We start from the raw sequence: 26,306 nt of genomic DNA, 5'->3' as shown, positions 1-26,306 counted from the left end.
CGGACAGCGGTTTTGTCCCCCGGCAAAACTTTCGCTAGACTGCGCCACTCGCCCCACGGCGACCCTGGATCAGCAGACAGGGCAACACTGAGCTGGCTAACCTGAACCCACTTTCAGAGGAGCCGGCCACCATGCCTGCGACCCGTACCTGGTTAAAAAATCCCCTGGCCATTTTCACCGGCAACGCCCTGGACGCACGCGGCGGCCTGGTGCTGCAAGACGGCCTGATCCTCGAGATCCTCGGCCTCGGCCAACAGCCCGCAAGCCCCTGCCAGGAAGTCTTCGATGCCCGCGAACATGTGCTGCTGCCGGGCCTGGTCAACACTCACCATCACTTCTACCAGACCCTGACACGGGCCTGGGCCCCGGTGGTCAACCAGCCGCTGTTCCCCTGGCTCAAGACCCTGTACCCGGTCTGGGCCCGCCTGACCCCGGAAAAACTCGCCCTGGCCACCAAGGTGGCGCTGGCCGAACTACTGCTCTCCGGCTGCACCACCGCCGCCGACCATCACTACCTGTTCCCCGACGGCCTGGAAAACGCCATCGACGTGCAAGTCGAAGCCGTGCGTGAACTGGGCATGCGCGCCATGCTCACCCGCGGTTCGATGAGCCTTGGCGAAAAGGACGGTGGCCTGCCGCCGCAACAGACCGTGCAGGAGGGCCAGGTGATTCTCGACGACAGCCAACGACTGATTCAGCAGTACCACGAGCGTGGTGACGGCGCGCAGATCCAGATCGCCCTGGCACCCTGCTCGCCGTTCTCGGTGACCCCGCAGATCATGGCCGCCAGCGCCGAAATGGCCGAGGCCCTGGACGTGCGCCTGCACACTCACCTGGCCGAGACCCTCGACGAAGAAGACTTCTGCCTGCAGCGCTTCGGCCTGCGCACCGTGGACTACCTGGACAGCGTCGGCTGGCTCGGCCCGCGAACCTGGCTGGCCCACGGCATCCACTTCAACCCGGATGAAATCGCCCGCCTCGGGCAGGCCGGCACCGGCATCTGCCATTGCCCGAGTTCGAACATGCGCCTGGCGTCCGGCATCTGCCCCAGTATCGAGCTGACCGACGCGGGGGCGCTGTTCGGCCTGGGCGTGGACGGTTCGGCGTCCAATGACGCCTCGAACATGATCCTCGAAGCGCGCCAGGCGCTGTATATCCAGCGCTTGCGCTACGGCGCCGAGAAAATCACCCCGGAGCGTGTACTGGGCTGGGCGACCCAAGGCTCGGCAAGCCTGCTGGGCCGCACCGACATCGGTGAACTGGCGGTGGGCAAACAGGCAGACCTGGCCTTGTTCAAGCTCGATGAACTGCGCTTCTCGGGTAGCCACGATCCGGTTTCGGCACTGTTGTTGTGCGGTGCGGATCGGGCGGACCGGGTGATGATTGGCGGCAAGTGGCGGGTACTCGATGGCCAAGTCGAAGGGTTGGACCTCAAAGGCCTGATCGCCGATCACAGCCAGGCGGCCCGGCAACTGATCGCCAATACCTGACCCATGCCTCCTGCGGCGAGGGAGCACATCCCTCGCCTGCGTTCCAAACCGGATCAGCCTGGTGAAACATGGTAGTTTTGCGTCCTCAAAATAGCTGTCACAGGGACATTACGTGAGACACAAGCACGGACTGGCGCTTTGCGTCGCGCTGCTGATTTCAGGCTGTGGTAAACAGGAAGTTGCAGGTCCCGCCAGCAAAGTACTGCCACCTGCAAAGGTTGCCGAAATAGCTTCCACCATCAACCGCAAGTACCCGGACCTCTCCCCGCAAAACCGCGCCGCCGTGCTGAGCACGGTCGTCCGCTCGCTGGACAACATGGTGTTGATTGAAGGTGGCGAATTCCAGATGGGCGATTTCGGTTGGCCCCCTGGCTTCGACCCACAGGCCCTGTGCCAATGGCCCTGCGGCGTAGACCCGGCGAAAATGGAGCGGATCAGCCTAGACATCGATGATGATTTCGTTCACCCCGTCAAACTGAGCAGCTATTACCTGTCCTCGCTGCAAACCACCCTGGGCGATTTCGATCTGTTCTTCCTCGCGCAAGGCAAGCCGCCATTCGACGCGGCCCTGCGTAACCGCGCCGACATGCAGCACCTCTACCAAGAGAACCTGCCCGCCCCGGCGTCTCGAGACTGGCAAGAAGCCAAGGATTACTGCAGCTGGCTAGCAGAACTCAGTGGTTATCCGGTCGATCTTCCGACCGAGGCCCAATGGGAATATGCAGCGCGCAACCGTGGCCAGCCGGTGATGTTCGCCACCGACAACGGCAACCTGGACTACGGTCGTAACTTTCCGGCGCCCGACGACAACCAGACCTTCGCCGTGGATCGGTTCGTGCCCAAACCCCTGGGCCTCTACAACCTCACCGGCAATGCCAGCGAATGGGTCAACGATTGGTACGATAAACACTACTATCGCGAGTCTCCCGTGGAGAACCCGCAGGGGCCGCAAACCGGCATTTATCGGGCGCAACGTGGAGCGAACAACGAGTTTGCCAACGACCCGACCTTCTCGCCTTCGGCCAGCACCGTGCGTCGCTGGCGTTGGGGGGCACTCGCGGCCTGGAATGCCCCCGGTGTCAGCTTTCGCTGCGCCATCCAGTCGGCACAGCCGCTTTAAAGCCCGAGCAGCGAGAGCATGATGAAGGTGGCGAACAGCACGAAGTGAGTCATGCCTTCGATGGCGTTGGTTTCGCCATCGTTGAGGTTGATCGCGCTGACGATCAGGGTGATGAACACCATCACCGTCTGCACCGGCGTCATGGCCATCTGGAACGGTTGGCCGGTGTACAGGGCCATGGCCTCCATCACCGGCACCGTCAGGATCACCGTCGACAAGGACGCCCCCAGGGCCACGTTGACCACCGACTGCATGCGGTTGGCCAGGGCTGCGCGCAACGCGGTGAGGATCTCCGGTGCAGCGGAAATCGCCGCCACCAGGATCGCCGTGATCACCGGTGGTGCGCCGGTGCCTTCCAGGCCCAGGTCCAGGGTCTTGGACATCACCTCGGCCAGGGCGCCGATCACCACCACGCCAAACACCAGGATGCCGATGCTCCAGGCCAGGTTGACGGTAGCGGGCTGTGCCTGCGCCTCTTTATGGCGGCGTTTTTCCGGATAGCTGTAGCTGAAGAAGTAGCTGTGTGGCCCGACCTGCATGCGCAGGAACAGGGTGTAGAGCACCACCATCGCGCCGATGGTGAAGGCCGAGTAGACCTTCCAGTCGCTTTCGGGAATGAACTCCGGCACCACCATCGACACGCCCATGGCGGTGAGGATCATCACGCTGTAGGTCCGCGCCGAATCGTCGTTGTAGGGCTGCTCGCCATGCTTGATGCCGCCCATCAGCGCGGCCAGGCCGAGGATGCCGTTGATATCCAGCATCACCGCCGAATAGATGGTGTCGCGCACCAGGGTCGGCGAAGCCTCGTTGCTCATCATGATCGCCAGGATCACCACCTCCACCAGCACCGCAGCCAGGGTCAGGATCATGGTGCCGTAGGGGTCGCCGACCTTTTCCGCCAGCAGTTCGGCGTGATGTGCCACTCGCATCGAAGCCACTACGATGAAGCCGATGAGCACCAGCCCGGCGAGCAGGGCGATGCCCTGGCCGCTGTTGAGCAAGAGGTGTTCCAGGGGATAGGCGGCCAACGCAGCCAGTAGCGCAAGCAGCAGGAGCTTTTCTTGCTTGAGGGAAGTGAGCATTGCAGTCCTTTGACGGAATGGAAAAACGGACACAGGAGATGACCTGGAGACTGCATCGAGTCACTAATGTTTCGTTACATCTTAGAAGAATCGACTTCCAGGGGCCGGGTCGCACGCCCCCTCGGTCAGGTTTTACCGGACATTCGTCGCGCCCGCTGTAGAATGGCGGCTTTTTCGGACCCGGTGAAAACCGGCGAGGAGCGCAACCGTCGGCCAGCCCCCAGAGAAGGGGAAGCCCAGGTGTCGCCCCTCCTCGCAGTCCCCCGCACCTGATGAGACAACACCATGTATGACTGGCTGAACGCCTTGCCCAAGGCTGAACTGCACCTGCACCTGGAAGGTTCCCTGGAGCCCGAGCTGCTGTTCGCCCTGGCCGAGCGCAACAAGATCGCCCTGCCCTGGAGCGACGTCGAGACCCTGCGCAAGGCCTACGCCTTCAACAACCTGCAAGAGTTCCTCGACCTGTACTACCAGGGCGCCGACGTGCTGCGCACCTCCCAGGACTTCTACGACCTGACCTGGGCCTACCTGCTGCGCTGCAAAGAGCAGAACGTGATCCACACCGAACCCTTCTTCGACCCTCAGACCCATACCGACCGTGGCGTGCCTTTCGAAGTGGTGCTCAATGGCATCGCCAGTGCCCTGAAGGATGGCGAGCAGCAACTGGGCATCACCAGTGGCCTGATCCTCAGCTTCCTGCGCCACCTGAGCGAAGAAGAAGCGCAGAAGACTCTCGACCAGGCCCTGCCGTTTCGCGAAGCCTTCGTCGCCGTGGGCCTGGACAGCTCCGAGATGGGGCATCCGCCGAGCAAGTTCCAGCGGGTGTTCGACCGGGCCCGCGCCGAGGGTTTCCTGACCGTGGCCCACGCTGGCGAAGAAGGCCCGCCGGAGTACATCTGGGAAGCCCTGGACCTGCTCAAGATCCAGCGCATCGATCATGGCGTCCGGGCCTTCGAAGACGAGCGGCTGATGCAGCGGATCATCGACGAGCAGATTCCGCTGACCGTCTGCCCGCTGTCCAATACCAAGCTCTGCGTGTTCGATCACATGTCCCAACACAACATCCTGGAAATGCTCGAGCGCGGCGTGAAGGTGACGGTCAATTCCGATGACCCGGCCTACTTCGGCGGCTACGTCACCGAGAACTTCCATGCCTTGTACACCGACCTGGGCATGACCCGGGAACAAGCCCAGCGCCTGGCCCAGAACAGCCTGGACGCCCGCCTGGTCAAGCCGTAAGGCCAGCCTGCCGGAGTCGCTGCCACAGCCGGCACCTTCCCCAGGCGCCCTCTTGCAAGGGCGCCTGGGGCCACGGAACTGCCCTCTACACTTCGCTCAATTCCTCCAGGGTCCGGCCCCGGGTCTCCATCCCGAAGCGCCAGACCATCGCCGCCGCGACCACGAAGCACGCCGCCCCCAGGGCGAACACGCCCCCCTGCCCGGCGACCGGCAACACCAGCCCCGTCACCAAGGGCCCCAGCAACGAACCGATGCGGCCAACCGCCGAAGCGAACCCCGAGCCCGTGGCCCGGGCCGAGGTCGGATACAGCTCCGGGGTGTAGGTGTAGAGCACCGCCCACATGCCGAACAGGAAGAACTGCATCAGCAACCCGGTGCCGATCAGCAGGCTCGCATTGCCGCCGAACACCGCGCTCTGCCCGTAGAAGAAGGCCATAATCCCGCCACCGAGCAAGGTGACGATGCACACCGGCTTGCGTCCCCAGCGCTCCACCAGCCAGGCGGCCATGAGGAACCCCGGGATCCCGCCCAGGGAAATCAGCACCGTGTAGTACACCGACTGGGTCACCGCGAAACCGGACTGCTGGAGCAACGCGCTGAGCCAGGAGGTCAGGCCATAGAACCCCAGCAGGGCGAAGAACCACAGGCTCCAGATCATCACCGTGCGCTGGCGATACTGCGGCGACCAGATCTGGCGCAACGCAGAGAAAAACTGCCCAGGCGCGCTGTCCATGCGCGGCAGGCGCACGGGCTCGGGCAACTGGCTGGTGCCCAGGGATGCCCGCACCTTGTCCTCGATGCCTTGCAGCACCCGATCGGCATCGGCATGGCGCCCGGCCTGCTCCAGCCAGCGCGGCGACTCGGGGATGAAGAAGCGGATCGCCAGCACGAACAGCGCCGGGATCGCCAATACCAGGAAGATGTCGCGCCAGCCAATCAACGGCAGCAGGAAGTACGACAGCACCCCGGCGGCGACGAAACCCAGGGGCCAGAAACCATCCATCAAGGCGATGTAGCGCCCGCGTCGTTGCGCCGGGATCATCTCCGAGAGCATCGACTGGGCGATGGGAAACTCCATGCCCATGCCGATTCCCAGCAGCACCCGGAACAGGGTCAGGCTGTCCACGTCCTGGGCCGTGGAGCACAGGTAGCTGGCCACGCCCCAGAGCACGATGCTCCACTGGAACACCGGCTTGCGACCGAAACGGTCGGCGAGCATTCCCGATAGCGATGCCCCCAGCACCATGCCGAAGAAGCTGGAGCTGGCCAGCAGGCCGGCCTGGGCCGAACTCAAGCCGAACTCGGCTTTGATCGAGCCCAGGAGGAAGGTCATCATCGCCAGGTCCATGGAGTCGAAGAAGAACGCCAAGGCGATGATGATGAAGATCAGCCGGTGATAGCCGCTGATGGGTAACCGCTCCAGGCGCTCCGCAGCGCTGTATCCCTGTATGCCCATGCCCCGCCCCCCACTCGAATGCTTGACCGTCGGAGTGTGCGGGATCGAGACCGGGGCTGATTGCCGAGGGCGACCTGTCCACGTCCACCAGCGACGTCCAGGGTCGCAACGCCCGCAGGCGGTCGACGCGGAGCATGTCCTGGGAGTGCTATGTCGTGGCGGGGCTACGCCACAGGAAGCTCATGCCGGGCGGCGAGCGCTGATCTCGGCGCAGCGTCTTTGCAACAGATCGCGCAACAGCTTCACCGGTTTGCTCAGGTGCGCCCGGTGGGTGCAGAGCAGGTTCAGCGACGCCCGCTCGCAGGTCAGCTCCGGCAGCAGCACTTGCAGGCGCCCCTCCAGCACATCGGCGGCCACATCCAGCCAGGACTTGTAGACGATCCCGGCCCCGGCCAGGGCCCAGCGCCGGACCACATCGGCATCGTCGCTCAGGCGGTCGCCACCGACGCTGTGGCTCACCTCGCGCTTGCCGTCATGAAAGCTCCAGAGATCGTGGGCCCGGCTGTCGAGCATGTACAACAGGCAGTTGTGCTGGGCCAGTTGCTCCAGCTGGCGTGGCTCGCCATGGCGCGCCAGGTAGCCGGGAGCGGCGCACAGCACCCGGCGGTTGTCCGGGGCTACCGGCAGGGCCACCAGGCTCGAGTCCTCCGGTTCACCGTAGCGCAGGGCGATGTCCACCGGCTGGCGGAACAGGTCGGCGATCCTGTCCCCCAGCAACAGGCGCACGCTGAGCTTGGGATGCTCGCGCTGGAACTCGTCGAGCCAGGGCAGCAGCAGGTTGCGCCCAAAGTCCGAGGGAGCGGAAAGCTGCAACACGCCGCTGACCTGGTCCTGCCCGCTGGCCAGCAGGCGCCGGCCGTCATCCAGGTTGCCCAAGGCGGCGCGGGCGTACTCGAGAAACCCCTCGCCCTCGGCGGTCAGGCGCAGACTGCGGGTGGAACGAGCCAGCAGGCGTGCGCCGAGGTGGTGCTCGATGCGCTTGAGGGCGGCGCTGGCCACCGCCGGCGAAAGGTCCATGACCCGGGCCGCCGCCGACAGGCTGCCCAGGTCGGCGGCACGCACGAACAACTGCAAGTCATCGAATCGCAACACGGCCAGCCTCGGATTATCAAAAAAATATTGAAAGAGACTGCTCTTTTAGCCGGTTTTACCCGGTGAAGAAATAGCCAATCATCTCTCCATCGTCCAATTCCGCCGAGGAATACCCCGATGTCCGATCCCTTCACCGCCATTGCCACCCTGGTCGCCCGGCCAGGCCAGCAACACGTGTTGCAACGCGAACTCAGTACCCTGGTGGCGCCCAGCCGCGCCGAAGTCGGTTGCCAGTATTACCAACTGCACCAGGATGCCGAGCAGCCGGGCACCTTCTACGTCCTGGAGCGCTGGGATAACCAGGCGGCCCTGGACCTGCACAACGGCACCGCACATTTCCAGGCCTTCCTGGAACACACCCGCGATGCCCTCGAACACTTCGAACTCAAGCGCCTGCAACTGATCGCCTGACCCTCTTCAATCTCTTTAAAGGAACCCATCATGAAAGCCATCGCCTATTACCAATCGCTGCCGATCGACGATCCTCGCGCCCTGCAAGATATCGAACTGCCGGAGCCTACCCCCGGCCCTCGCGACCTGCTGGTGGAAGTCAAGGCCATCTCGGTCAACCCGGTGGATACCAAGGTGCGCCGCAACGTTCAGCCGGAAGGCGGGGCCGCCAAAGTCCTGGGGTGGGACGTAGCCGGGGTGGTCAAGGCCGTGGGCAGCGAGGTCAGCCTGTTCAAGGCTGGCGACCAGGTGTTCTACGCCGGCTCCATAGCCCGCGCCGGGGCCAACAGCGAAGTGCACGTGGTGGATGAGCGCATCGTCGGCCACATGCCCAAGAGCCTGGGCTTTGCCGAAGCCGCCGCCCTGCCGCTGACGGCGGTCACCGCCTGGGAACTGCTGTTCGATCGCTTGCAGGTCAGCCAGGACCCGCAGAACAAAAACCAGAGCTTGTTGATCGTCGGCGCCGCTGGTGGCGTCGGTTCGATCCTCACTCAACTGGCGCGGCAACTGACCGGGCTCAAGGTGATCGGCACCGCCTCGCGCGAGCAGACCCAGGCCTGGGTGCGCGAGCTGGGCGCTCATGCAGTGGTGGATCACAGCCAGCCACTGAGCGCCGAGCTCAAGCGCATCGGCATCGAGCAGGTGACCCACGTGGCCAGCCTGACCCAGACCGACACTCACCTGGGCCAACTGGTCGAAGCCCTGGCGCCCCAGGGCAAGCTGGGGTTGATCGACGATCCGCAAAGCTTCGACGTGACCAAGCTCAAGCGCAAGAGCCTGTCGCTGCACTGGGAATTCATGTACACCCGCTCGCTGTTCGAGACTCCCGACATGCAACAGCAACACGTGATCCTGACGCGGGTCGCCGAGCTGATCGACGCCGGCACCCTCAAGACCACGGTCGGCGAGCACTTCGGCCGGATCGACGCCGCCAACCTGCGCCGCGCCCACGCCCTGCTGGAGAGCGGCAAGGCCAAGGGCAAGATCGTCCTGGAAGGTTTCTGAGACGACGCCAGGCGGCCAATACCACGCTAGCGGCGTGGTGTCGGCCGTCAGTCAGAGAGTTGATTCCGGTCATGGTTTTGACCTTGTTCAGGTCTACACTGGGGCTCCCTTGCAGTGCAGTCTTTTACCGTTAGGAGGTCAGCAATGAAGATCCTGATAAAAGAATTGGCAACCCCTCAAGGCTCCCAATGGCAAGTACGCCTGGACCAGCACGCCGTGACATTCCGCAGCGAGGCCGAGGCCCGGGCCTTCACCCAGACCCTGCAGGGCCGGCTGCAAGCCCCGCATACGATTCCCCAGCCACAACGCGCCGCCGGTTGACTCAGCGGGCGGCCTGCAGTGCCCGGGCATTCTGCAAGCGCCGGGTCATGACCGCCATGCTCACCGCCAGCACGCCGCACAGGCAGATGACCATCGCCATGGGCGTGGCGCTGCCGTCGTGCAGCACGCCCACCAGGTAGGCCGCGCCCGCGGCCACACTGAACTGCAGGCACCCCAGCAGCGCCGAGGCGCTGCCAGCCCGTGCGCCCTGGCCATTCATGGCGCAGGCCGCGGCGTTGGGGATGATGCATCCCAGGCTGGCGATGCATACGAACAGCGGTACCAGCAGCGGCCACAGCGCCGCGGTATGCAAGGTACTGATGCCCAGCAGGGCCAGCCCCGCAGCCAGGTAGATCCACACGGTACGGGCCAGCAGGAAGGCCGGCCCGCGCTTGGCCAACAGCCGCGCGTTGACCTGGGCCACCAGGATGAAACCGCCGGCGTTGATCCCGAAGAACCAGCCGAAATGCTCCGCTGGCACCCCATAGAGCTTGATGAGAACGAAGGGCGAGCCGGCGATATAGGAGAACATCCCGGCAATGGCGATCCCGCCGGTCAGCGCATGCCCCAGGTACACCCGGTCCTTGAGCAGCAAGCCGTACTGGTGCAGCGCCCCGGACAACGGCAGGCGCGCTTGCTCGGCCGGCATGCTTTCCGGCAAGCCCAGGGCCACCGCCAGCCCGGACAGGGCACTGAACAGCGTGAGCATGATGAAGATCGACTGCCAGCCATGCAGATTGACCAGCAGCCCACCGAGCATGGGGGCCAGGATCGGCGCCAGGCCCATCACCAGCATCAGTTGCGAGAACACCTTGGCCGAACCCACCGCATCGCATTTATCGCTGACCACCGCACGGGAGATCACCATCCCGGCGCAACCGCCCAGGGCCTGGACGAAGCGCGCACCGATCAGCCATTCCAGGCTCGGCGCATAGGCGCACGCCACCGACGCCAAGGTGAACAATCCAACCCCGGCCAGCAGCGGCGGTCGGCGGCCGAAGCGATCGGCCAATGGCCCATAGAGCAGTTGCCCGATGGACAACCCCAGGAAGTAGGAGGCCAGGGTCAGCTGGACGTGTTTTTCATCGGTGGCGAAAGCCTGGGCCATCGCCGGGAAGGCTGGCAGGTAAAAGTCGATGGCCAAGGGGCCGAATGCGCTCAGGGCGCCGAGAATCAAGATAATGCGTAGGTTCATGGCATCCAAACGAGCGTCGGGTCAGCGGCCCGATAGTTTATCCGTGCTTGGACGCCTTGAACATTCCGGTAGGTCGCTAACGATCAGATCGATCAGGCAACCTGCACCGCATAGCCTTCTTCGCTGATCAGGCTGATCACTTCATCGTTGGACAGCCGGCTCTCGACCCCCACTTCCTTGGCCGCCAGGTCCACCCGCACGGTGGCTGCCGGATCCTTGCTCTGCAAGGCCTGGGTGATGGCTCGCACGCAGTGGCCGCAGGACATGCCTTGAACGTTGAATACTTGCATTGCGCTTCTCCTGTGTTGAAGTTGGGCAGAGTCTTGTCCTTGCCACCATGGCAAGGTCAAGTTCCAGCGCAACCTGCCGGGCTGGAAATCGACGCCGCGCTCGGCCAAGCTTCACTCCTTATGTCATCAAAGCGGGAGATTCAGCCATGCGCTGGTCAACTTTCAGCCTCGTCGGCCTGCTGGGCCTGTTCGCCGCAGTGCCACCGGCCCTGGCCGCCGGCGAGGATTACGGCGTACTGATCATTTCCAGGGAGCGGCTGGAAGTCGCCACCTCCTGTGAAATCGGCCTGTACATCCAGGACCAGCTGGCCGGCCGGCTGTTCCAGGAACAGAGTACGTCCTTCAACCTGCCCGCAGGCAAGGTGGCGCTGAGCCTGAAGCTGCTACCGGGCCAAGCGCCAGGCTGCAACGCCGGCATGCTGGCCCCCAACGCCCAGGAGGTCAGCCTCAGGGCTGGCGAAGTGCTCAAGTACCGCATCGCCACCAGTCCCTCCGGCATGTATCTCAAGCCCGCCTCCCTGGGCTACTGACCGGTTGCCCGGCGTCCCTCGACGCCGGGCCGGTGCATTTTGTCCCTGGGACAAAATGAAGCACCCGCGCAATGCCCCTTGACCTTGCCTGCGTGGCAAGGTTGATCCTGTAGCCAACCGTCTACAGGGAGTGGTCCCCATGTCCGATTCAATCACCTTCAACCTGCCGATCGCCGGCATGACCTGCGCCAGTTGCGCCGGACGCGTGGAGCGCGCCCTGGGCAAGGTCGCAGGCGCCGCTGCGGTGAGCGTCAACCTGGCCACGGAACAGGCCCGGGTCGAGGCACCGGGAGGCAGCCTGCCAGCCTTGCTGGCCGCCGTGGAAAACGCGGGCTACAGCGTGCCTGTGCAGAGCCTGGAACTGAGCATCGGCGGCATGACCTGCGCCACCTGCGCCGGCCGCGTCGAGCGCGCCTTGAGCAAGGTGGCGGGAGTGCGCAGCGCCAGCGTCAACCTGGCCACCGAGCGTGCCCACCTGGAGCTGTTGGGCCAGGTCGATCCGGCGCAGTTGATCGAGGCCGTGACCAAGGCGGGCTATCGCGCCAGCCTGTGGCAGGCCGAGCAACGCCATGACGCCGATCCCCAACACCAACTGCGGCGCGAGCGCTGGAGCCTGGCACTGGCCATCCTGCTGGCCCTGCCATTGGTGGTGCCAATGCTGGTGGAACCCTTGGGCCTGCACTGGATGCTCCCGGCCTGGGCCCAGTTCGTCCTGGCCACACCCGTGCAATTCATCTTCGGTGCGCGCTTCTACGTGGCGGCCTGGAAAGCCGTGCGCGCCGGCAGCGGCAACATGGACCTGCTGGTGGCCCTGGGCACCAGTGCCGGCTACGGCCTGAGCCTTTATGAGTGGGCCACGGCCGCGCCAGGCAGCATGCCGCATCTGTACTTCGAAGCCTCGGCGGTGGTCATCGCCCTGGTGCTGCTGGGCAAGTACCTGGAAAGTCGCGCCAAGCGCCAGACCGCCAGCGCCATCCGCGCCCTGGAGGCCCTGCGGCCGGAGCGGGCGATCCAGGTGATCGACGGCCGCGAACAGGAAGTGGCCATCAGCGCCCTGCGCCTGGGCGACCTGGTACTGGTCAAGCCCGGCGAGCGCTTCGCGGTGGACGGCGAGGTCGTCGAAGGCCAGAGCCATGCCGATGAAGCCCTGATCAGCGGTGAAAGCCTGCCGGTGCCCAAGCAGCCCGGCGACAAGGTCACCGGCGGCGCCATCAACGGCGAAGGCCGACTGCTGGTACGCACCCAGGCCCTGGGCGCGGAAACCGTGCTGGCAAGGATCATCCGCCTGGTGGAAGACGCCCAGGCCGGCAAGGCGCCGATCCAGAAACTGGTGGACAAGGTCAGCCAGGTGTTCGTGCCCACCGTGCTGGTGCTGGCGCTGATCACCCTGGTGGGCTGGTGGTTGTCCGGCGCATCCCTGGAAACCGCCCTGATCAACGCCGTGGCCGTACTGGTGATCGCCTGTCCCTGTGCCCTGGGCCTGGCCACCCCCACCGCGATCATGGCCGGTACCGGCGTCGCCGCGCGCCACGGCATCCTGATCAAGGACGCCGAAGCCCTGGAACGGGCCCATGAGGTCAGCTCGGTGGTGTTCGACAAGACCGGCACCCTCACCTCGGGCACCCCGCGCATCGCCCATATGCAAGCCGTGGATGGCAATGACGACAGCCTCCTGCAACTGGCCGGCGCCTTGCAGCGCGGCAGCGAACACCCATTGGCCAAAGCCGTGCTGGACCTGTGCCAGGAGCGCCAGCTGGCGGTCGCCGATGTCAGTGCCAGCCAGTCCCTGACCGGCCGCGGCATCGCCGGCACCCTCCAGGGCCGGCAACTGGCCCTGGGCAACCGTCGCCTGCTGGAAGAAAGCGGCCTGAACCCGGGCGACCTGGCCCAGGCCGCCAAGGACTGGGAACACGAAGGCCGGACCCTGTCCTGGCTGATCGAGCAAAGCCCGCAATCCCGGGTACTGGGCCTGTTCGCCTTCGGCGACACGCTCAAGCCCGGCGCCCTGCAGGCGGTGCAGCAACTGCGCGCGCGGCACATCAGCAGCCACCTGCTGACCGGTGACAACCGTGGCAGCGCCAAGGTGGTAGCCGATGCCCTGGGCATCACCGACGTCCATGCTGAAGTGCTGCCCGCGGACAAGGCCGCCACCGTGGCCGAACTGAAGAAAACCGGGGTGGTGGCCATGGTCGGCGACGGCATCAATGACGCCCCGGCCCTGGCCGCCGCGGACATCGGCATCGCCATGGGCGGCGGTACCGACGTGGCCATGCACGCGGCCGGCATCACCCTGATGCGCGGCGAGCCACGCTTGATCCCGGCCGCCCTGGAGATCAGCCGCAAGACCTACGGCAAGATCCGCCAGAACCTGTTCTGGGCCTTCGTCTACAACCTGATCGGCATTCCCCTGGCCGCCTTCGGCCTGCTCAACCCGGTGCTCGCCGGCGCCGCCATGGCCTTGTCCAGCGTCAGCGTGGTGAGCAATGCGCTACTGTTGAAAACCTGGAAACCCAAAGACCTGGAGAATGCCGGATGAACATCGGCCAAGCAGCGCGCAAGAGCGGCCTGAGCGCCAAGATGATCCGCTACTACGAGTCCATCGGCCTGCTCAAGCCGGCCCACCGCAGCGACAGCGGCTATCGCCTGTACGGCAACGAAGACCTGCACAGCCTGGCATTCATCAAGCGCTCCCGGGACCTGGGCTTCTCCCTGGAAGAAGTGGGCAAGCTGCTGACCCTGTGGCAGGACCGCCAGCGAGCCAGCGCCGACGTGAAGGCCCTGGCACGCCAGCACATCGACGAGCTGAACCAGAAGATCCGCGAACTGGCGGGCCTGCGCGACACCTTGCAGGACTTGGTGGAGCACTGCCACGGCGACCACCGCCCGGACTGCCCGATCCTCAAGGAGCTGGCCTCCGGCAATTGCTGCGGGCCTTGAGTGCGGCATGCTTGGTGCAGCCGCTGCCGCAGGCTGCGCACGGGCGCGCAGCGCTCGCAAGTTAGAGTCCTGAAGGTCCCGCGGACCTTGGCGCAGCCTCGCAGGCTCGACAGCGGCTACAGGGAGTCGAAGTGCCAGGTAGCTTGCAGAAATGAAAAATCCGGCCGAGGCCGGATTTTTCATGGGTCACTGCATCCAGGGCGGAGGCGGTGGCTCGTCGGATTTGCCCGGCGGTCTTTCGTCCTCCGCACGGGCAGCCCGGCGGCGCTCTTCGTCGAAACGCGCCGCTTCGATCTCGCGCATCACGCTGCCCACGTCCGCCCGCTCCTGGGAGTCGGCGAACTCACCGGTCAGCACGCTGCCCGGATGCAAGGTGCCCGCCTCGTACAAGGCCCACATTTCCTTGGCATAGCGGGTGCGCTTGAGCTCCGGGGCGAAACGCCCGAAGTAGGCGGCCATGTTGCCGACATCGCGCTCGAGCATGCTGAAGGCATGGTTGTTACCGGCCGCGTCCACCGCCTGGGGCAGGTCGATGATCACCGGCCCTTGCGGCCCCAGCAGCACGTTAAACTCGGACAGGTCACCGTGCACCAGGCCGGTACACAGCATCAGCACGATCTGGGAAATCAGGAAGGCGTGATACTCACGCGCCTGCTCCGGCTCCAGCACCACATCGTTCAGGCGCGGCGCGGCATCGCCGTATTCGTCGGCCACCAGCTCCATGAGCAGCACGCCTTCGAGGAAGTCGAACGGCTTGGGCACCCGGACCCCGGCATTGGCCAGGCGAAACAACGCGGCCACCTCGGCGTTCTGCCAAGCGTCCTCGGCCTCCTTGCGCCCGAACTTCGAGCCCTTGGCCATGGCCCGGGCCTGGCGGCTGTTGCGGACCTTGCGGCCCTCCTGATACTCCGCCGCCTGGCGGAAACTGCGTTTGTTGGCCTCCTTGTAGACCTTGGCGCAACGTATCTCCTTCCCGCAGCGCACCACATACACAGCTGCTTCTTTGCCACTCATGAGTGGACGCAGCACCTCATCTACCAGACCGTCTTCGATCAGCGGCTCAATGCGTTTTGGAGTCTTCATCAGCTTTTATTCTGGTTCCCTTGTTACCAAACACGCGAAAGTCACTCGTTATACGGCAATCCTCCCACGACGGGAAAGGGCTGCCGGTCTCCCCTGCCCTGCAATGCTCGCAATATGCCGCTGCAGCCCTTGTCCACCAAGGGACAACGCTGGCCGGGCGCCCCCGACAGGAGGATTTTTCTTCCTGCCGACTCAATTTTCCACGGCCTGGGCCGAAGTCCTTAGAGACAAGGGAGTTTGTCCGACAATCCAATAAAGACGTCAGCATCCGGCCAAGGTTCGATCGCCGCCTGCCGCACTCGCTCCAGGGATGGCAACCCGCACAGATTCCAAGCTGCCCAGGGTTTCGCGAGGTGCCCGCACTTCGTGGACTGACAACACAACAAGAAAAACCGGAGCGCAGATGAACATCAGACAGAAACTCACCTGGGCCTTTGCCGTCATCGCCTGCCTCCCCGTGGTGCTGGTCGCCACGCTGGTGGTGATGAACCTGCGCAGCGATGCCGAGGACGGCTTCGTCGACAGCAGCAATCGCGAAATCCGCCAAGTGGCCAACGCCATGCAGCTGTTCTTCGAGGGCATCAGCCAGAACATCGATTACCTGGCGGCTCAACCCCTGCTCACCCAGGCCGGCGACAACCTCAAGACCTGGATAAGCGCCGAAGCCGCCAAGGCCCCCGAAGGCGAACAGGACAAACGCATCTTCGAACTGTTCGCCGCCATGGCCGCCAGCCATCCGGCTTATTCCTATGTGTCCTATGGCGTGAGCAATGGCGGCTACGTCTCCTGGCCCGCCGACCTGAAGCTGAGCAACTACGACCCACGTGTGCGCCCCTGGTACCAGACCGCCCAGGCCAACCCGGGCAAGACCCTGCGCACCGCGGCCTACTACTGGGCCAACGACGATGCGGTGCTGGTCAGCACCGTGCGCTCCCTGGGCAACCAATTGGGCGCCCAAGGCGGCGTGGTCGCGGTGGACGTCTCGCTCAAGCAGCTCACCGAGATCGTCAAGCAGATCAAGCTGGGCGAATCCGGCTACCTGATGCTCCTGGAAAACAGCGGCACCATCCTGGTGGACCCCAAGCAGCCGGAACACAACTTCAAGGCCCTGGGCAGCCTCGGCAGCGGCTACGAGCAACTGGCCAAGGCCGGCAAGGGCCTGGTGCAGGTGGAGCTGGGTGGCAAGCGCTACATGGCCAATATCTGGCCTTCCGAGCAACTGGGCTGGACCTTCATCGGCCTGATCCAGCAGGACGAAGTCATGGGCCAGGCGACCCAGCTGACCTGGATCATCGCCATCATCGCCGGGGTCCTGGCGGTGTTGTTCGCCGTGTTCGGCGCCAGCTTCGCCGGCCTCATCGTGCGTCCGATCCGGGGCGTGGCCAGCGGCCTGGAAGGCATCGCCCAGGGCGAGGGCGACCTGACTCGCAGCCTGGACATCCGCGGCCGTGATGAAACCGCGCAACTGGCCAACTGGTTCAACCAGTTCCTCGCGGCGATCCGCAAGCTGATCCAGAACATCGGCCAGGCCGCCCAGAAGATCCTCGCCACCTCCCACTCCTCGACCCAGGTCTCCAGCGACATGGCCGAGGCCGCCGGACGCCAGCGCGAAGCCGTGGACATGGTGTCCACCGCGTTCCATGAAATGGTCGCCACGGCCAACGAAGTGGCGCGCTCCTGCAGCCAGGCCGCCGAATCCGCCGACAGCGGCCAGCGCCAGGCCCGCGAAGGCCAGCAGCAGATCGACGCGGCGGTGCACAGCGTCGATCGCCTGAGCCAGGAGATCGAACAATCGGCGCAATCGATGCAGCAACTGGAGCGCGACAGCAACGATATCCAGTCGATCCTCGGCACCATTCGCTCCATCGCCGAGCAGACCAACCTGCTGGCCCTCAACGCGGCCATCGAGGCCGCGCGCGCCGGCGAACAGGGCCGTGGTTTTGCCGTGGTGGCCGATGAGGTCAGGGCGCTGGCCAAGCGCACCGCCGACTCCACCGCCGAGATCGACGGCCTGCTGGGCAACCTGGCCAAGCGCACCAGCGCGGTGACCCAGCAGATGCATGCCAGCCTGGAAGTGTCCCAGCAATCGGTGGAGCGCATTGGCCTGGCGCGCAACAGCTTCGGGCAGATCCGCGAATCGGTGGATGTGATCCGCGACATGAACACCCAGATCGCCACCGCCGCCGAAGAACAGCATCAAGTGGCCGAAGACATCAACCGGCACATCAGCCAGATCCATGGCGACGCGCAACTGGTGGCGGAACTGGCCAACTCGGCGCGCCTGGACTCCCAGAGCCTGGCGGACCTGTCCAACGAACTGGACGGCCTGGTCCGGCGCTTCAAGACCTGACCCGTGGCGGCGAGGGGAATGCCCCTCGCCTGGCCGGAGCCGTCAGCGCTCGACGATGGCCGTCACGCCCTGCCCGCCCGCGGCACAGATCGAGATCAACCCACGCCCCTGCCCGGCCACGCTCAACAGCTTGGCCAGGTTGGCGACTATGCGCCCGCCGGTGGCGGCGAAAGGATGTCCCGCCGCCAGTGAACTGCCCTTGATATTGAGTCGCGAACGATCGATCGCCCCCAGGGGCGCCTCCAGGCCCAGGCGCGACTTGCAGTACTGCGGGTCTTGCCAGGCCTTGAGGGTGCACAGCACCTGGGCGGCGAAGGCTTCGTGGATCTCGTAGTAGTCGAAGTCCTGCAGGCTCAAGCCGTTGCGCGCCAGAAGGCGTGGCACGGCATACACCGGAGCCATCAGCAAGCCTTCGGCGCCATGGACGAAGTCCACCGCCGCCGCCTCGCCGTCACGCAGGTAGGCCAGGATCGGCAGGCCACGCTCCCGGGCCCATTGCTCGCTGCCCAGCAACACCAGGGAGGCGCCATCGGTCAGGGGCGTCGAGTTGCCGGCAGTGAGGGTGCCCTGGCCGCCGCGGTCGAACGCCGGCTTGAGTCCGGCGAGCTTGTCCAGGGTCAGGTCCGGGCGCAGGTTGTTGTCCCGGGTCAGGCCGAGGAATGGCGTCAGCAGGTCATCGTGCCAGCCCTCGGCATAGGCGGCGGCCATGTGCAGGTGGCTGTCCAGGGCCAGCTGGTCTTGCGCGTCCCGGGGAATGTCCCAGGTCTTGGCCATCTGCTCGCAATGCTCGCCCATGGACAAGCCGGTACGCGGCTCGCCGTTGCGCGGCAGCTCCGGCTTGAGGTGGCGCGGGCGCACCTGGGACAAGACCTTGAGCTTGTCACCCAGGCCCTTGGCCCGGTTGGCCTGGAGCAGGATCTTGCGCAGCCCTTCGTTGACCCCGATCGGCGCATCCGAAGTGGTGTCGACACCACCGGCGATGCCGCAGTCGATCTGCCCCAGGGCGATCTTGTTGGCCACCAGCAGCACCGCTTCCAGGCCCGTGCCGCAGGCCTGCTGGATGTCATAGGCCGGGGTGGTGGGCGACAGCCGCGAGCCCAGCACGCATTCACGGGTCAGGTTGAAATCCCGGGACTGCTTGAGCACCGCTCCGGCCGCCACCTCGCCGATGCGCAACCCATGCAGGTTGTAGCGCTCGATCAGGCCCTCGAGGGCTGCGGTGAGCATGGCCTGGTTGCTGGCGGTGGCGTAGGCGCCGTTGGAACGGGCGAAGGGGATACGGTTGCCGCCGATGATCGCGACGCGACGCAGTTGTGTCATGGAAAGCTCCCTGTTCGGTGAATGCGACTGCGGTGGGTATCTCCTCCACCAGCGTAGGTTCTCATCCGGCGCCTGCTCGGCCCTGCAAGGAGAACCCCTGATCGAACGACCCGAAGCCATTCGTGGTCCACACTTTGAACCCCAACCTGCGGAGTGCGTTCCATGTCCGACCGTTATATCGACTTCGCCAACTCGGGCATCGGCCAGCGCCTGGTCGGGGCCCTTGGCCTGCCCTCGCCGATGCGCCTGGAGCGCTGGCAGGCTGGCCGCCTGCGGCCCATCGAAGGTGCCTTGCTGATCGGCGGCGGCCCCCTGGCGCGACAGGTGGCGGACCTCGCGCCACGCCTGACCGATGCGATCTACAGCTATGGCAGCGACCCGGCCCTGGCCAGCCCCTGGATTCCCGGACATGGCCCCAGGCTCAAGGCCGTGGTGTTCGACGCCAGCGAACTACTGCAGATCGACCAGCTCAAGCAATTGCGCGAATTCTTCCAGCCGCTGCTGCGCAACCTGGCGCCCAGTGCTCACCTGGTGCTGCTCGGACGTCCGCCGCAAAGCCTCGACGCGCCCTTCGCCGCCAGTGCCCAGCGAGCCCTGGAAGGCTTCAGCCGTTCCCTGGCCAAGGAGTTGCGCAACGGCGCCACCCTGCAACTGCTGTATGTGGAGGCCGGGGCCGAAGACCAGCTGGAAGGCGCATTGCGCTTCTTCCTCTCGCCCAAGAGCGCCTTCGTTTCCGGCCAGGTGCTGCACCTGCAGCCCTGCACCGCCCAGGTCCGGGACTGGAGCCGGCCCCTGGCCGGGCGCAAGGCCCTGGTCACCGGAGCGGCACGGGGCATCGGCGCGGCCATCGCCGAGACCCTGGCCCGGGATGGCGCCCAGGTGCTGTTGCTCGACGTTCCCCAGGCCCAGGCCGACCTCGAGGCCTTGGCCGCACGCCTTGGCGGGCAGGCCATCAGCCTGGATATCTGCGCCGAAGACGCAGCGCCAAGGTTGCTCGAACAGTTGCCCCGGGGCCTCGACATCCTGGTGCATAACGCCGGCATCACCCGGGACAAGACCCTGGCCAACATGACCCCGGAATACTGGGATGCGGTGCTGGCGGTCAATCTCGGGGCACCGCAGGTACTGACCCAGGCGCTGCTGGACAGCCAGTGCCTGCACGAGCACGGCCGGGTGATCCTGCTGGCCTCCATCAGTGGTATCGCCGGCAACCGCGGCCAGACCAACTACGCCGCCAGCAAGGCGGGGCTGATCGGCCTGGCCCAGGCCTGGGCACCACGGCTCAAGGCCCGGGACATCAGCATCAATGCCGTGGCCCCGGGGTTCATCGAGACCAGGATGACCGCCAGCGTACCCTTCGCCTTGCGCGAAGCCGGGCGACGCATGAGTTCCCTGGGCCAGGGCGGCCTGCCCCAGGATGTCGCCGAAGCCGTGGCCTGGCTCGCCCAGCCCGGGAGCGGCGCGGTCAGCGGGCAGGCCCTGCGGGTCTGCGGTCAAAGCGTGCTGGGAGCGTGAAGATGACAGGACACTGGCACGAGCTGAACATCCCCGCGCCGCTGCCGAAGCTGTTTCTCAAGGCCGCATTGCGGCGCAAGATCAGCGGCACGCACTTGCCCGACCAGGGCCTGCGTTGCTTGATCAGCCTCGACCCCGGGCAACTGGCGGCCTACCGCAAGGTCTGCGGGTTTACCGACAACGGCCTGCTGCCCGTCACCTACCCCCATGTGCTGGCGTTCCCGCTGCAGATGCAACTGCTGACCGTCAGCGACTTCCCCTTTCCCTTGCTGGGGCTGGTGCACCTGGGCAACCGGATCCGCGTGCTAAGACCCATGGGTAACGTCAGCAGCGTGCGGGTCGGGGTCCGGGTGGATAACCTGCGCGCACACGCCAAGGGCGCGACCTTCGACCTGGTGACCAGCATCGACGACCTGCTGGGGCCGCTCTGGGAAGCCCGCAGCGAGATGCTTTGTCGCGGGGTCAAGCTGGCCGCTTCCGGGCCAGCACCAGCCCCTGCCGAACGTGAGCCAGGTCCAGGCCTGGAGGCCGTGGCCAACTGGCGGGCAGAGAGCGATATCGGCCGGCGCTATGCCAAGGTGTCGGGCGACTACAACCCGATCCACCTGAGCGCCTGGAGCGCGCGACTGTTCGGTTTTCCCCAGGCCATCGCCCATGGCCTGTGGAGCAAGGCCCGGACCCTGGCGGCGCTGGAGCAGCACCTGCCCACGGCGGGCGTGCAGATCACGGTGCGCTTCGCCAAGCCAGTGCTGCTACCCGGCGAAGTCCGCCTGCTGGCCAGCGCCGCCGGCTCCAGCGGCGACTTGCAACTGCTGGGCAAGGGTGGACTGCAACATATGCAAGGAGACTGGCAACCACTGCCCTGAGCGTCGTCACCCTCGACGAATCAGCACGACGCCAAGGATGATCAGCAGCAATCCGGCCATCTTGCCGAGGCTGATCGGCGCCTCGCGAAACCCGGCCCAACCGAAGTGATCCAGGGCCAGGGCCATGCTCAACTGGCCGGCCAGCACCAGTGTCATGAACAGCAAGGCGCCAATGCGCGGCCCGGCGAACGCTGCGACGGTGATGAAGAACGCTCCCATCAAGCCCCCGCACCAATGCCACCAGATCAGCCCCTTGAGGGCGCTCAACGATGGCGTCTCGCGCTGTATCAACACCAGGAGCAGCAACGCCATGGTGCCGACGAAGAAGGAAATCATCGCCGCGACGAACACACTACCGACCTGCTTGGCCAACTGGCCATTGACCCCGGCTTGCAAGGCAATCAGGGCACCGGCAACGAACGGCAGGCACAGTAGCCACCAGACTGGAGTCAGCATCAAAAGCTCCCGCAAAAATTAAGGCGCGCAGTATAAGCCAGTGCCTCGGCTGACAACACGGGCCAGCCAACGCTGCAGCCAAGCATTTCGCCCTATTAATTGTATGTATATAACTTTGGTCGAGGACCACCAGCGGCGCTGCCCGGCAAGCTCATTAGTTGTTGTTTTAGATAGCCTTTCTTAAATGCACGCAGACTCTTTCAATACTTTCAGGCTATTCATTTATAAGCATCTGGCAGCCGAAAAATAAGTCATTAATACCAACTTCATAATTGTTCGAAGTTCCCTTCGCGACTTTCATCTGGACAACGGACGACGACATCTCCAGCAGCAGAACTGGCGAGCCATCGAAAACAACAGACGTTGTAACAGGTGCAAGGAACAACTCTCATGAACACTCAATCCGGATGGAAGACGTTAACGGCCCTGACCATGATCCTGACCCTCAGCCTGGCCGGCTGCAGCGGTGGTGGTGGCGGCCACAAGAGTGGCAGCAGTTCTTCATCGCCCGCCAGTACCGACAGCGGCACTGGTGGCACCGACGGAACGGGCGGTGGCACTGGTGGTGGAACCGGTGGTACCGGCGGAACAGGCGGTGGCACTGGTGGCGGAACCGGTGGTACCGGCGGAACAGGCGGTGGCACTGGTGGCGGAACCGGTGGTACCGGTGGAACTGGTGGTGGCACCGGCGGCACTGGCGGTGGAACTGGCGGAACAGGCGGCACCGGTGGAACCGGAGGTACAGGCGGGACGGGTGGAACAGGCAGCACCGGCACCCCCCTGACCACCAGCAGCCTGGTATCGGACCTGGGCACCACCATCAGCGGTGTCGGCACCGGAGTCAGCGGCCTGGGCGACTCGCTGAGCGGCACCCCCGTAGTCGGCGGCGTGGTGCAAAGTGCGGTCAATACCACCGGCAACGTGGTGGATACCGTGGGCGATGGCCTGACCGATGGCCTGGGCAAGCTGGGTACCGATCCCAAGGCCCTGAGCAAGACCACCGCCACCGTCGGCAATGTAGTCAGCGACGTCGGTACCGGGGTCACCGATCTGAGTGGCAAGTTGGCCACCAGCACCCAGAGCGTGCCGGTAGTCGGCGGCGTGGTGACTCGGGTCGCCCCGACGCTTGGCAGTGTCGGCGCCCGAGTGACGATGCTCGGCAATACCCTGAGCACCACCACCAGCAGCGGCCCATTGGGCACCCTGACCGATAACCTGGGTAACCAGGCCCTGGTGCCGGTGGTCAGCATGGCCGAAGGCCTGACCGGCAAACTGGGCAGCACCACAGGCCTCGGGACTCCGGTCAAGGGCTTGCTCAACGGCGTGGCCCAGGCAGTGGACGGCACCGGCGACAAGGTCAGCGGCGCCGGCAACGGCAGTCCGGTGACCAACCTGCTGGGTACCGCCCTGAACAACACTGGCGCCAGCGTGGGCACCGCCGGCGGCTACCTGGCCAGCTCCGGCTCCGGAAGCGGTACGGGTAATGGTGGCACTGGGCCCAACAACGGCTTGCTGGAGACCGTGGGCGGCGCCGTGGCCAACCTGAGCAACGGCCTGAACGCCGGCAACACCAACGGTACCGTCAGTGCCGGCGGCGTCACCGGTGCCTCCGCCGGTGGCCTGGTGGCCTCGGTCGGTGGTGCCCTGGGTGGCAGCGGCACTCCCAACCTGACGGTCACCGCACCACTGGCCAGTGTCGGGGCCAGCGTCGGCTCGGCACTCAATCCAGTCACCAGCGCGGCCAGCGGCCTGACCCAGCAAGTGGGTGCAGCCACCGGCACCGGAGCCCCGGTCGCCGGCCTGCTGAACCAGGTGGGCGGCGCGGTAAGCAACGTCGGCACCAGCCTCGCCGGCAGCACCGGCACCGGCCAGGTCGGTACGGCACTGGGTGGCACCTTGAACGCAGTGGGAGGCACCGTGGCCGCGGCAGGCGGCCTGGTCAACGGCGGTACCGCTCCCAGCGGTGGCCTGCTGGGTGGCTTGAATGTAGGGGCTTCCGCCAGTGGCGGCGCCTCCACCGGAACCACCAGCGGCGGCCTGGGCGGCGTGGTAGGAGGCCTCACCGGCGCCTTGGGCGGCACTCGATAATTTGCACCTGGCCGATTCGACGGCCCCACCTACAGCGCCTACGCTTGGTTGAAGGCGAGAGATTCAAATGGGTCTCTCGCCTTTTTGTTCATCCTGGGCACGACATTCCTGAGCCGCCCCGAGCCTGTAGCCGACGGCCACCAGGCATGAGCACCTTGGCATCACCGCAATTCGACCATGGAGTGTCCTATGCGTACGTTGGCCAGCTTGTTGTTACTAGGGTGCTGCTCCAGCGCCTATGCCGACTCCCTGCCGCGCTTTCTCAACAACAACGACAGTATCAACAACCTGCCGACCCCCAACCTGCCGGTGGACGCTTACCGCCCGGCCAGCCCGAAACTGCAGCTTCCCGAAGAACCCTCGGTACCCAAGGGCCAGCAACCGCTGCAGATGGGCACCAAGCTCACCGTGCGCCAGCTACAGATCGAAGGTGGCACTGTCTATCCCCTGGAAGAGCTGGCGGCCATCTACCGGCCGCTGATCGGCCATGAGGTCAGCTTCAGCCAACTGATCGAGGCTACGCGCAGCATCACCAAGCGCTACCAGGACGACGGCTACCTGCTGTCCTACGCTTTCATTCCACAGCAACGCTTCGACCAGGGCACCTTGCGGATCGTGCTGGTGGAGGGATACATCCGCGATTACCAGTTGCAGGGCGACATCGGCCCGGTGTCGGCCTACCTGGACAAGCTGGTGGCCAAGCTCAAGGCCGAGCGCCCGCTGACCCGCAAGACCTTCGAACGCTACACCACGCTGATGAGCCGGGTGCCCGGGGTGACGTTGCAAGCCGTGGTGCCACCACCGGGCACCACCGACGGTGCGACCGGGTTGGTGGCCGTAGCCAGCCGCAAACCCATCACCACTACCCTCAACAGCAACCAGGACAACCGCAATGGCATGCAGGCCCTGGTGGGCATCACCAGCAACTCGCAGACCACCTGGGGCGAGCAGCTGACCCTCAGCGGGCTATTCCCGCCAGGCAAGGACAAGGAGCACTACTACCGCCTGGACTACAACCAGCTCCTGGGCTCGGAGGGCACCCAGCTGAGCCTGTACGGTGCGCGCTACCGTGCCGATCCGCATAGCGACATCCTGCTCAGCAACGGCCTGGTGCTGGAGCCCCATCGAGAGAACGACCGGTTCTCCATTGGTGTCAGCCACCCTTTCATCGCCTCGCCCAACGAAATGCTCACCCTCGGTACACGCCTGTACGCGGTGAACGACAAGACCCGCTATCGGGTGAATGGCCTGCCTTTGTCAGTGGAAGAAAAGACCGACATTCGCGCCCTGGCATTGGAAGGCGACTGGAGCAAGTCGGACCAACGCCAGCTACGGATCCTCAGCGCCGGCCTGTACCGCGGCCTCGACAGCATGGGCGCCAAGACCAACAACACCCTCTACGACCTGGACTTCTTCCGTGTGCGCCTGGCCGGCGTGCAGAGCAATCGCTTCCTCGACAACTGGCAGGGCGTGCTGTCCGGCGCCCTGTACTGGAGCCGGGACAACTTGCCGGACAGCGAACGGGCCAGCTTCGGCGGCCAGAACTTCGCCCGGGGCTACCCTGATGACCAGACCACCGGCGACAAGGGCTGGGGCGTGGCCTATGAGGTCAACTACAGCTTCAACCGCGAAGGAACCTGGGTCCGGGTGCTGCAGCCCTACGTAGTGCTGGATCGCTCCAAGACCTGGTTCAACGAACTGCCAGTCAGGGGCAGCAGCCTGTCGTCGGCCGCCGTGGGCCTGCGCTTTGGCGATACCAAGCACTACAACATCGCCGTGGAAGCCGCCAAGCCCATGTCCGACGAAGCCCTGGACACCTACAACCGCCGGCCGCGCTACAGCCTGAGCTTCAGCTACCAGCTCTGAACGAACAGTTGCGTGACTTGTGGCCCGCTTCGGCGGGCCTTTTTTTGCCGCCTTGCCATATATCGAGCACACCAAGGCCCCGGTAATCCGGGCCCCCTGGCGAGACAAGGGAGTCAGGGCCCGACGACGTGCAGTCGGGGCTCGGGAAACAGGTTGTTGAGGGTTTCCAGCAGGCGCACGTGGTAGATCGGCTTGCGGAACAGGTCCAGGACCTGCAGGCGCAGCAGGTCACTGACATCGTCCATGTCGGCATGGCCCGACATGACGATGACCGGCAGGTGCTGGCGCGAGGTGTGCTCGCGCAAGCGCTTGATCAACGACAAGCCACTCTCCTCGGGCATGCGCAGGTCGGTGATGACCAGCGCGATGTCCGGATGGCGGGTGAGATGGTCCAGGGCCAGCCTCACCGAGAGGGCGGTGAAGCAGGTGAAACCCTCGCCTTCCAGCAGCTCGGCGAGTTCCATCAATGCGTCTTCTTCGTCATCCACAAGAAGCAGTTGCTGGCGTGGGGTGGAGGGAGTGTTCATGAATCCTGCCTTGAGCTGACTGTTC

At 65.2% G+C, this 26,306-nt stretch carries 23 protein-coding genes and 1 pseudogene; 15 read left to right on the top strand and 9 right to left on the bottom strand.

Going from position 1 to position 26,306, the window contains the following annotated elements; all coding sequences use genetic code 11:
- Window positions 1-131 precede the first annotated feature (131 nt).
- Together AC3WK8_RS22425 and AC3WK8_RS22420 are read left to right on the top strand one after the other, a co-directional pair.
- The gene (locus tag AC3WK8_RS22425) at window positions 132-1,490 is read left to right on the top strand and encodes an 8-oxoguanine deaminase (RefSeq protein ID WP_103325841.1); all 1,359 of its coding nucleotides are present in this window, start codon (window positions 132-134) and stop codon (window positions 1,488-1,490) included.
- 112 nt (window positions 1,491-1,602) lie between these two features.
- Window positions 1,603-2,610 (top strand): formylglycine-generating enzyme family protein, encoded by a 1,008-nt coding sequence (locus tag AC3WK8_RS22420; protein WP_103325842.1) that lies wholly within the window; start codon window positions 1,603-1,605, stop codon window positions 2,608-2,610.
- On the opposite strand, the gene AC3WK8_RS22415 is transcribed toward AC3WK8_RS22420, so the two are convergent.
- Entirely contained in the window at window positions 2,607-3,695 is a 1,089-nt protein-coding gene (locus tag AC3WK8_RS22415; protein WP_085595298.1) for a calcium:cation antiporter, read from the bottom strand. The two genes, AC3WK8_RS22420 and AC3WK8_RS22415, sit on opposite strands and share 4 nt — an antisense overlap.
- A gap of 285 nt (window positions 3,696-3,980) precedes the next feature.
- Between AC3WK8_RS22415 and AC3WK8_RS22410 the strand changes: the two genes are divergently transcribed.
- Window positions 3,981-4,934 (top strand): adenosine deaminase, encoded by a 954-nt coding sequence (locus AC3WK8_RS22410; RefSeq protein WP_053132184.1) that lies wholly within the window; start codon window positions 3,981-3,983, stop codon window positions 4,932-4,934.
- Between the two features lie 85 nt (window positions 4,935-5,019).
- Here the strand turns inward: AC3WK8_RS22410 and AC3WK8_RS22405 are convergent, their stop codons facing one another.
- Window positions 5,020-6,390 (bottom strand): MFS transporter, encoded by a 1,371-nt coding sequence (locus AC3WK8_RS22405; RefSeq protein WP_103325843.1) that lies wholly within the window; start codon window positions 6,388-6,390, stop codon window positions 5,020-5,022.
- A 180-nt stretch (window positions 6,391-6,570) separates the two neighbouring features.
- Window positions 6,571-7,482, bottom strand: a complete 912-nt coding sequence (vimR, locus tag AC3WK8_RS22400) for a transcription regulator VimR (protein WP_103325844.1) — start codon at window positions 7,480-7,482, stop codon at window positions 6,571-6,573.
- Between the two features lie 117 nt (window positions 7,483-7,599).
- Between vimR and AC3WK8_RS22395 the strand changes: the two genes are divergently transcribed.
- The 3 genes from AC3WK8_RS22395 to AC3WK8_RS22385 all read left to right on the top strand — a co-directional run bounded on the left by AC3WK8_RS22395 (window position 7,600) and on the right by AC3WK8_RS22385 (window position 9,258).
- Window positions 7,600-7,893, top strand: a complete 294-nt coding sequence (locus AC3WK8_RS22395; protein ID WP_085595304.1) for a putative quinol monooxygenase — start codon at window positions 7,600-7,602, stop codon at window positions 7,891-7,893.
- 30 nt (window positions 7,894-7,923) lie between these two features.
- Entirely contained in the window at window positions 7,924-8,937 is a 1,014-nt protein-coding gene (locus tag AC3WK8_RS22390; RefSeq protein ID WP_103325845.1) for a zinc-binding alcohol dehydrogenase family protein, read from the top strand.
- A gap of 144 nt (window positions 8,938-9,081) precedes the next feature.
- On the top strand, window positions 9,082-9,258 hold the full coding sequence (locus AC3WK8_RS22385) for a hypothetical protein (protein WP_022642106.1): 177 nt from the start codon (window positions 9,082-9,084) through the stop codon (window positions 9,256-9,258).
- Window position 9,259: 1 nt separating this feature from the next.
- Here the strand turns inward: AC3WK8_RS22385 and AC3WK8_RS22380 are convergent, their stop codons facing one another.
- Window positions 9,260-10,453, bottom strand: coding sequence for a Bcr/CflA family multidrug efflux MFS transporter (locus AC3WK8_RS22380; protein ID WP_085595309.1), 1,194 nt, complete (start codon window positions 10,451-10,453; stop codon window positions 9,260-9,262).
- 92 nt (window positions 10,454-10,545) lie between these two features.
- Window positions 10,546-10,743: a heavy-metal-associated domain-containing protein gene (locus AC3WK8_RS22375; RefSeq protein ID WP_022642104.1), complete on the bottom strand. Its 198-nt coding sequence runs from the start codon at window positions 10,741-10,743 to the stop codon at window positions 10,546-10,548.
- A 146-nt stretch (window positions 10,744-10,889) separates the two neighbouring features.
- Here AC3WK8_RS22375 and AC3WK8_RS22370 point away from each other — a divergent pair, with 146 nt between their 5' ends.
- The 3 genes from AC3WK8_RS22370 (at window position 10,890) to cueR (ending at window position 14,210) form a co-directional block, all read left to right on the top strand.
- On the top strand, window positions 10,890-11,273 hold the full coding sequence (locus AC3WK8_RS22370) for a hypothetical protein (protein ID WP_022642103.1): 384 nt from the start codon (window positions 10,890-10,892) through the stop codon (window positions 11,271-11,273).
- 139 nt (window positions 11,274-11,412) lie between these two features.
- Entirely contained in the window at window positions 11,413-13,809 is a 2,397-nt protein-coding gene (locus AC3WK8_RS22365; protein WP_103325846.1) for a heavy metal translocating P-type ATPase, read from the top strand.
- The gene (gene cueR / locus AC3WK8_RS22360; RefSeq protein WP_103325847.1) at window positions 13,806-14,210 is read left to right on the top strand and encodes a Cu(I)-responsive transcriptional regulator; all 405 of its coding nucleotides are present in this window, start codon (window positions 13,806-13,808) and stop codon (window positions 14,208-14,210) included. The genes AC3WK8_RS22365 and cueR overlap by 4 nt, the downstream gene beginning before the upstream one ends.
- Window positions 14,211-14,396: 186 nt before the next feature.
- On the opposite strand, the gene AC3WK8_RS22355 is transcribed toward cueR, so the two are convergent.
- Window positions 14,397-15,293, bottom strand: coding sequence for a PA4780 family RIO1-like protein kinase (locus AC3WK8_RS22355; protein ID WP_022642101.1), 897 nt, complete (start codon window positions 15,291-15,293; stop codon window positions 14,397-14,399).
- A 310-nt stretch (window positions 15,294-15,603) separates the two neighbouring features.
- Between AC3WK8_RS22355 and AC3WK8_RS22350 the strand changes: the two are divergent.
- Both AC3WK8_RS22350 and AC3WK8_RS22345 read left to right on the top strand, forming a co-directional pair.
- Window positions 15,604-16,785, top strand: a pseudogene (locus AC3WK8_RS22350) (cache domain-containing protein); the annotation flags it as partial.
- A 90-nt stretch (window positions 16,786-16,875) separates the two neighbouring features.
- Window positions 16,876-17,643, top strand: coding sequence for a methyl-accepting chemotaxis protein (locus tag AC3WK8_RS22345; RefSeq protein WP_371857902.1), 768 nt, complete (start codon window positions 16,876-16,878; stop codon window positions 17,641-17,643).
- 42 nt (window positions 17,644-17,685) lie between these two features.
- On the opposite strand, the gene AC3WK8_RS22340 is transcribed toward AC3WK8_RS22345, so the two are convergent.
- Entirely contained in the window at window positions 17,686-18,963 is a 1,278-nt protein-coding gene (locus tag AC3WK8_RS22340; protein WP_103325849.1) for an acetyl-CoA C-acetyltransferase, read from the bottom strand.
- A gap of 162 nt (window positions 18,964-19,125) precedes the next feature.
- On the opposite strand from AC3WK8_RS22340, the gene AC3WK8_RS22335 reads away from it, so the two are divergent.
- Together AC3WK8_RS22335 and AC3WK8_RS22330 are read left to right on the top strand one after the other, a co-directional pair.
- Window positions 19,126-20,478, top strand: coding sequence for a 3-oxoacyl-ACP reductase (locus AC3WK8_RS22335; protein WP_103325850.1), 1,353 nt, complete (start codon window positions 19,126-19,128; stop codon window positions 20,476-20,478).
- A 2-nt stretch (window positions 20,479-20,480) separates the two neighbouring features.
- Entirely contained in the window at window positions 20,481-21,344 is an 864-nt protein-coding gene (locus AC3WK8_RS22330) for a MaoC/PaaZ C-terminal domain-containing protein (protein ID WP_103325851.1), read from the top strand.
- A 6-nt stretch (window positions 21,345-21,350) separates the two neighbouring features.
- On the opposite strand, the gene AC3WK8_RS22325 is transcribed toward AC3WK8_RS22330, so the two are convergent.
- Window positions 21,351-21,800: a DMT family transporter gene (locus AC3WK8_RS22325; protein ID WP_103325852.1), complete on the bottom strand. Its 450-nt coding sequence runs from the start codon at window positions 21,798-21,800 to the stop codon at window positions 21,351-21,353.
- Between the two features lie 390 nt (window positions 21,801-22,190).
- Here AC3WK8_RS22325 and AC3WK8_RS22320 point away from each other — a divergent pair, with 390 nt between their 5' ends.
- Window positions 22,191-23,888, top strand: coding sequence for a collagen-like triple helix repeat-containing protein (locus AC3WK8_RS22320; RefSeq protein ID WP_103325853.1), 1,698 nt, complete (start codon window positions 22,191-22,193; stop codon window positions 23,886-23,888).
- Between the two features lie 189 nt (window positions 23,889-24,077).
- Window positions 24,078-25,754: a ShlB/FhaC/HecB family hemolysin secretion/activation protein gene (locus tag AC3WK8_RS22315; RefSeq protein WP_053132206.1), complete on the top strand. Its 1,677-nt coding sequence runs from the start codon at window positions 24,078-24,080 to the stop codon at window positions 25,752-25,754.
- 113 nt (window positions 25,755-25,867) lie between these two features.
- Here AC3WK8_RS22315 and AC3WK8_RS22310 read toward each other — a convergent pair whose 3' ends face one another.
- Window positions 25,868-26,281 (bottom strand): response regulator, encoded by a 414-nt coding sequence (locus AC3WK8_RS22310; protein ID WP_085595326.1) that lies wholly within the window; start codon window positions 26,279-26,281, stop codon window positions 25,868-25,870.
- Window positions 26,282-26,306: the final 25 nt, after the last annotated feature.

It is taken from the genome of Pseudomonas sp. FW507-12TSA (genome assembly GCF_058781435.1).
Note: the sequence above shows the minus strand (reverse complement) of the source record. Positions and strands in the feature narration are given on the sequence as shown.